At 70.8% G+C, this 5338-nt stretch carries 5 protein-coding genes; 1 reads left to right on the forward strand and 4 read right to left on the reverse strand.

From position 1 onward, the window contains the following. Positions 1-128: 128 nt before the first annotated feature. From B4M60_RS01515 to B4M60_RS01525, 3 genes are read right to left on the reverse strand one after another with little or no spacing between them, the layout of a single operon-like run. A complete protein-coding gene (locus tag B4M60_RS01515; RefSeq protein WP_291079615.1) occupies positions 129-650 on the reverse strand; it encodes a DUF6912 family protein in 522 nt (173 codons plus the stop codon). Positions 651-680: 30 nt separating this feature from the next. Further along, the gene (locus B4M60_RS01520) at positions 681-2093 is read right to left on the reverse strand and encodes a wax ester/triacylglycerol synthase family O-acyltransferase (RefSeq protein WP_291079617.1); all 1413 of its coding nucleotides are present in this window, start codon (positions 2091-2093) and stop codon (positions 681-683) included. A gap of 3 nt (positions 2094-2096) precedes the next feature. Then, entirely contained in the window at positions 2097-2507 is a 411-nt protein-coding gene (locus B4M60_RS01525) for an HAD family hydrolase (RefSeq protein WP_291079619.1), read from the reverse strand. A gap of 313 nt (positions 2508-2820) precedes the next feature. Between B4M60_RS01525 and B4M60_RS01530 the strand changes: the two genes are divergently transcribed. Next, complete coding sequence (locus tag B4M60_RS01530; RefSeq protein ID WP_349679603.1) at positions 2821-3177, forward strand: Rv3235 family protein; 357 nt, start codon at positions 2821-2823, stop codon at positions 3175-3177. Positions 3178-3189: 12 nt separating this feature from the next. On the opposite strand, the gene secA is transcribed toward B4M60_RS01530, so the two are convergent. Beyond that, the coding region (gene secA, locus B4M60_RS01535; RefSeq protein ID WP_291079623.1) for a preprotein translocase subunit SecA at positions 3190-5338 on the reverse strand (2149 nt) is incomplete at its 5' end.

The raw sequence follows: 5338 nt of genomic DNA on the forward strand, positions 1-5338 counted from the left end.
TCGGGACCGGCCCACGCACGACCCGGGGATCGGGTCGGCACCGCCGGAACAACCTACGGTAGCGTAGGTTGGCCGTCCCCGGGCACCGGTTCGGCGTGATCCCGCTCTCCGCCCCGCGCCCCGGCCGCTCAGAGCAGGGTGAGGAGGAACGGCAGTTCCACCGCGTCGTACCAGGCGAGTTCCATGTCCAGGGCGTCACCCACCGTGAGCTCCGCGTCCTCGTCCCCCAGATCGGCGCGGTCCACCGCCTCGACCGCGTCCCTGACGAGGTCGACCGCCCCGGCGAGGTCCACGTGGACGGCGGCGACCTCCTCCATCGACACCGTCCCCCGGGTCAGCCTCACGACCGCCGTGTCCAGGTCCGGCCGCGGCTCCGCCTCCGCGTCGGGGACGTCCACGCTCACCACCACCCGGCGGTAGGGATGCGCCCCGTGCGCGGCTCCGGAGTCGATCTCGCCCCCCAGGAGACGCAGCGACGCGCGCGCCGCCTCGAGGAAGGCGACGTGCGCGATCTCCTCCGCGTCACCCTGTGCGTACGACTCGACGAGCGCCGGCGTGGCCGCGAACGCGGTCGCGCTCCGGACGGGCATCTCCCCGCCCTCGAGCAGCGTCTCGAGCATGGACAGCGTGGCGGGGATGAACAAGCGCATGGTGGTGCCTTCCTCGGTGGTCGGTGACGGTCAGCGGACGGTGCCCGCGAGCTCGTCCAACGCGGACGAGATGAGTTCGCCGATCTCCTCCACGTCCGGGACCGCCTGACGGTCGGACGTGAAACCGCAGTACACGGTCCCCGAGTAGCTGCTCATCGACACCGCCAGCGCCTGGCCGTCGAGGAGCGCCGGGATGGGGTAGACCTCGATCAGCTCCCCGTCGCCCCAGAACATCGTGTGCTGTGGTCCGGGTGCGTTGGTCACCACCAGGTCGTAGCTGTCCGACGGCAACATGATCGCCGCGCGGGACCCCAGCGCGTGAAGGGTGGGCGGGGCGAATCCGGACAGCAGCGCCAGCGACTTGGCACCCACGGCCTCCCGCGGATGACGCTGGGTGGCCGTCTCGCGGGAGATCTGCGCCAGTCGCATGCGCGGGTTGGGCTCTCCCACCGGCATCCCGATGAGGGCGGAGGCGATCTCCGCCGACGTCGCTCCCGCCGCGGAGCCCGACCCCTCGGACTCCGACGCGGCCGACTCGGCGGTGACGGCCATCGGGACGATGGCGCGCAGGGTGTCCGACGTGGTCAGCGGATGGCCGCACGACAGGATCCAGGACCGCAGCGCCCCGCACAGGACCGCCAGGACCACGTCGTTGACCTTGCAGTCGTGCGCCCTGGCTATCGCCCGCGCCTCGGAGAGCGGGAACGAGGCCAACCCCACCCGGCTACCCCGCGGCCGGGAGGTCCGGAACATCTCCGCCAGCCCACCGGGCGGGCGCAGGACGCTGAGACTCGCCGCGCCGACCAACCCGCGGGTCGCGCGTTCGACCGCGTTGACCAACCGCGCCGAGCGCCGGACCAGTTCCAGGGGATCGGTGGCGATCGTGATGAGCGCGTCCAGGACGAGCACGCCGTCCCCGGGCGACGGGACGGGGGTCCACGTGGCGACCTCGTTCACGCCGGACCCCGTCTGCTCGTCGGTCATGAGCACCTGCGCGAGGTCGACGGCGTTGGGCCCGCCGAGGAGCACGTGATGGGTCTTGGTGAGGATGGCGAGCCGCCCGTCGGCCAGGCCTTCGATCAGGTACAGCTCCCACAGCGGGCGCCCGGCCTCGAGCGGGCGGTCGACCAACCTGGCCACCAGGTCCGCGAGCTGCCGCATCCCGCCGGGGGCCGGCAGGGCGGAACGCCGCACGTGGAAGCTGAGATCGAAGTCCGGATCGTCGACCCAGACCGCCCGCGCGAGCCCGAACGGCACGTAGCGGATGCGCTGCCGGAACCTGGGGGCGTCGGCGAGCTTCGCATCGACGAACTCCATGACGCGGTCGATGTCCCACGGTTCGCCGCGGGAGACGAGCGCCAGGGAGCAGGAGTGGCGACTCCGGGATCGGGCCGCGTCGCCGAGGAGGAGGTCCGCGTCGGCGGTCGCCAGCCTGGTCGCCACGGGTCAGACCCCCTCGTCCAGCCCGAGGAGTCCCCGGATCTCCACGGCCGCACGGTCGAAGACCTGGTAGAAGACCCCGATCATGCCGGTCTGCACGGCACCGAGGACGTTCTCGATGGCGTCGTCGACCATCACGCACTCCCGGGGTTCGAGCTCGAGCCGCCTCGCGGCCTCGAGGAACGCCTCCGGCTCGGGCTTCTCCACCCCGATCACGCCGCTGAGCACCACGTGATCGATCCCGTACGCCAGCGCGTCCTCGCGCACGCGATCGGCTCCCGGCCCCTCGGGCTCGTTGCTGAGGACCGCCATCCGGACATCGTTGGCCCGCGCGCCGGTGAGGATGTCCCGCCAACTCTCGCGGTCCTCATCCGTGCCGTCCAGCACCCCGAAGTAGTCGACTATCAGTCCTCGCATGGGGACAGCCTAGGCAACGTCCGGCGACAGCGCAGTAGCGGAGGTGGAACCGGGACGCGACCCGGCCCGTCGTAGGGGGTAGAGGACGCGAGACCGGACCCGGTCATCGCGGGAGGGAGTTGAACTGCACATGGCCCCGACACCCGTGTCACCACCGTCGACCTGCCGCGTCGAGCCACCCGGGCGGACGCCCCCCGAGGACGTCGGCGTGCTCCCCCTGCCGTGCACGGAGCCCCGACCGGGCGTCCGGGACGGTGACGCCGTGACCGCCCCGGACCCACGCCCAGAACCGGCGGCGGACCACCGGGTACCCGTGCCGGCACGCCGTGCGGCCCACGCCCTGGTGCTCATGGCCCTCGAGGTCGTCGACCGGCAGCGGGCCCCTCACCACACCCGGGGGGCGTTCCCTCCGCACCTCGTCGAGATGCTCCGGACCCTGGCCCGGGTCGGCGTCCCCGGGCAACAACTCGGACCGGCCAGGGTCCACCGCATCCACATCCATGCCGCCGATGCCGCCGCCGGAACCCCCGACGCGCCGGAGTCGGGCCGGGCGGCAGCCGAGTACGAGGTGTGCGCGACCTACGCACGCGGGCCGCGACTGTTCGCAGTCGCGGCCCGCATCCGGGTCACCGAGAAGAGCGCGACCTGCACGGCCCTCCGGTTGGTCTAGGCCCTCCGGCCGTCAGTCCTTGCGCCCCCGGGCCGCGATCCTCGCCGCGCGCTCGCGCCGCTCGAGCCGCTCCTGGCGCTCCTGGGAGCGACGCTCGGCACGGTTGGCCGGCGCCCCCTCGTCGATGAGTTGCGCCTCCCCTGTCTCCGACGGGCCCGAGAACTGCATCTGATCGTCGGTGACGTCGCGACCGGTGCCCGCGGCCCGCAGGATGGGATTGGCGCCGGCCAGCGCCGCCGCCTGCGCCGCGGAGGGGGCCGCCATCGCCTTCTGCTGTGGGGTGGCCTCGACCTTGACGTTGAACAGGAACGCGACGGTCTCCTCGCGCACCCCGTCCATCATCGCCGCGAACATGTCGTAGCCCTCGCGCTGGTACTCGACCAGCGGGTCGCGCTGGGCCATCGCCCGCAGGCCGATGCCCTCCTTGAGGTAGTCCATCTCGTAGAGGTGCTCGCGCCACTTGCGGTCCAGGACCTGGAGCATGATGGAGCGCTCGAGCTGCCGCATGGCGCCCTCGCCGCCGATGCCCTCGATCTCGGCCTCCCGGTCGTCGTACCGGGCAAAGACGTCGTCGAGAACCGCGTCCTTGAGGTTCTTGGCGGACAGGTCGCCGGGTGCGCCGTACTCGTCGCCGTCCACGACCTCCTGGGCCGTGATGGAGACCGGGTAGAGCTGCTGCAGGGCGTCCCACAGCTTGTCCAGGTCCCAGTCCTCGACGTACCCCTCGGCGGTCGCCCCGTCGATGTACGCGCTGACGACCTGGTAGATCATCGACTCGACCTGGTCGGTGATGTCCTCGCCCTCGAGGATCCGCTTGCGCTCGCCGTAGATGACGGTCCGCTGCTGGTTCATCACCTCGTCGTACTTGAGGACGTCCTTGCGGATCTCGAAGTTCTGCGACTCGACCTGCGTCTGCGCGTTCTTCACCGCCCGCGAGACCATCCCCGCCTCGATCGGCACGTCGTCCGGCAGGTTGAGGCGGTTCATGATCGCCTCGACCGCCGCGCCGTTGAACCGTCGCATCAACTCGTCGCCCAGGGAGAGGTAGAAGCGGGACTCGCCCGGGTCACCCTGACGCCCCGACCGGCCGCGGAGCTGGTTGTCGATGCGCCGGGAATCGTGCCGCTCGGTGCCGAGGACGTAGAGCCCGCCGGCCTCGCGCACGCGCTCCCCCTCCTCCTTGGTGAGCGTGCGCATCCGCTCGATCTCGACGTCCCACGCCTCCTCGTACTCCTCCGGCGTGTCCACCGGGGTGAGCCCGCGCTCGCGGAGGTTGAGGTCCGCGATGATGTCCGGGTTGCCACCCAGCACGATGTCGGTGCCACGTCCCGCCATGTTGGTCGCCACCGTGACCGCGCCCGGCCGCCCGGCCTGGGCGATGATCTGCGCCTCGGACGCGTGGAACTTGGCGTTGAGCACGTGGTGCTTGATGCCCTTGCGGGTGAGCAGCTTGGAGAGGTGCTCACTGCGCTCGACGGAGGCGGTGCCCACGAGCACCGGCTGCTTCTTCTCGACCCGCTCGGCGATGTCCTCGACGACGGCGCTGAACTTGGACTCCTCGGTCTTGTAGATGAGGTCGCCCTGGTCCTCGCGCGCCATGGGCCGGTTGGTCGGGATGGGCATGACCTCGAGCTTGTAGATCTGGTACAGCTCGGCCGCCTCGGTCTCGGCGGTGCCCGTCATGCCGGCCAGCTTCTCGTAGAGCCGGAAGTAGTTCTGGAGCGTGATGGTGGCGAGGGTCTGGTTCTCCGCCTTGATCTCGACCCTCTCCTTGGCCTCGATGGCCTGGTGCATGCCCTCGTTGTAGCGGCGACCGTCCAGCACGCGGCCGGTGAACTCGTCGACGATGATCACCTCGCCGTCGCGGACGATGTAGTCCTTGTCCTTGGCGAACAGCTCCTTGGCCTTGATGGAGTTGTTCAGGTAGCTCACCAGTGGCGAGTTGGCGGCCTCGTACAGGTTGTCGATCCCGAGCTGGTCCTCGACGAACTCGACACCCAGCTCGGACACCCCGATCGTCCGCTTCTTGCGGTCGACCTCGTAGTGCGTCCCCTCCTCGAGGAGGGGGGCGATGCGGGCGAACTCGGCGTACCACTTGCTCGACCCGTCGGCCGGGCCGGAGATGATGAGCGGCGTGCGGGCCTCGTCGATGAGGATCGAG

This window comes from Dietzia sp. UBA5065, assembly GCA_002415925.1.
Classification (GTDB): Bacteria; Actinomycetota; Actinomycetes; order Mycobacteriales; family Mycobacteriaceae; genus Dietzia.

Coding starts and splice junctions, on each gene's coding strand:
- B4M60_RS01515 (WP_291079615.1), bottom strand. CDS start 650: ATGCGCTTGTTCATCCCCGCCACGCTGTCCATGCTCGAGACGCTGCTC.
- B4M60_RS01525 (WP_291079619.1), bottom strand. CDS start 2,507: ATGCGAGGACTGATAGTCGACTACTTCGGGGTGCTGGACGGCACGGAT.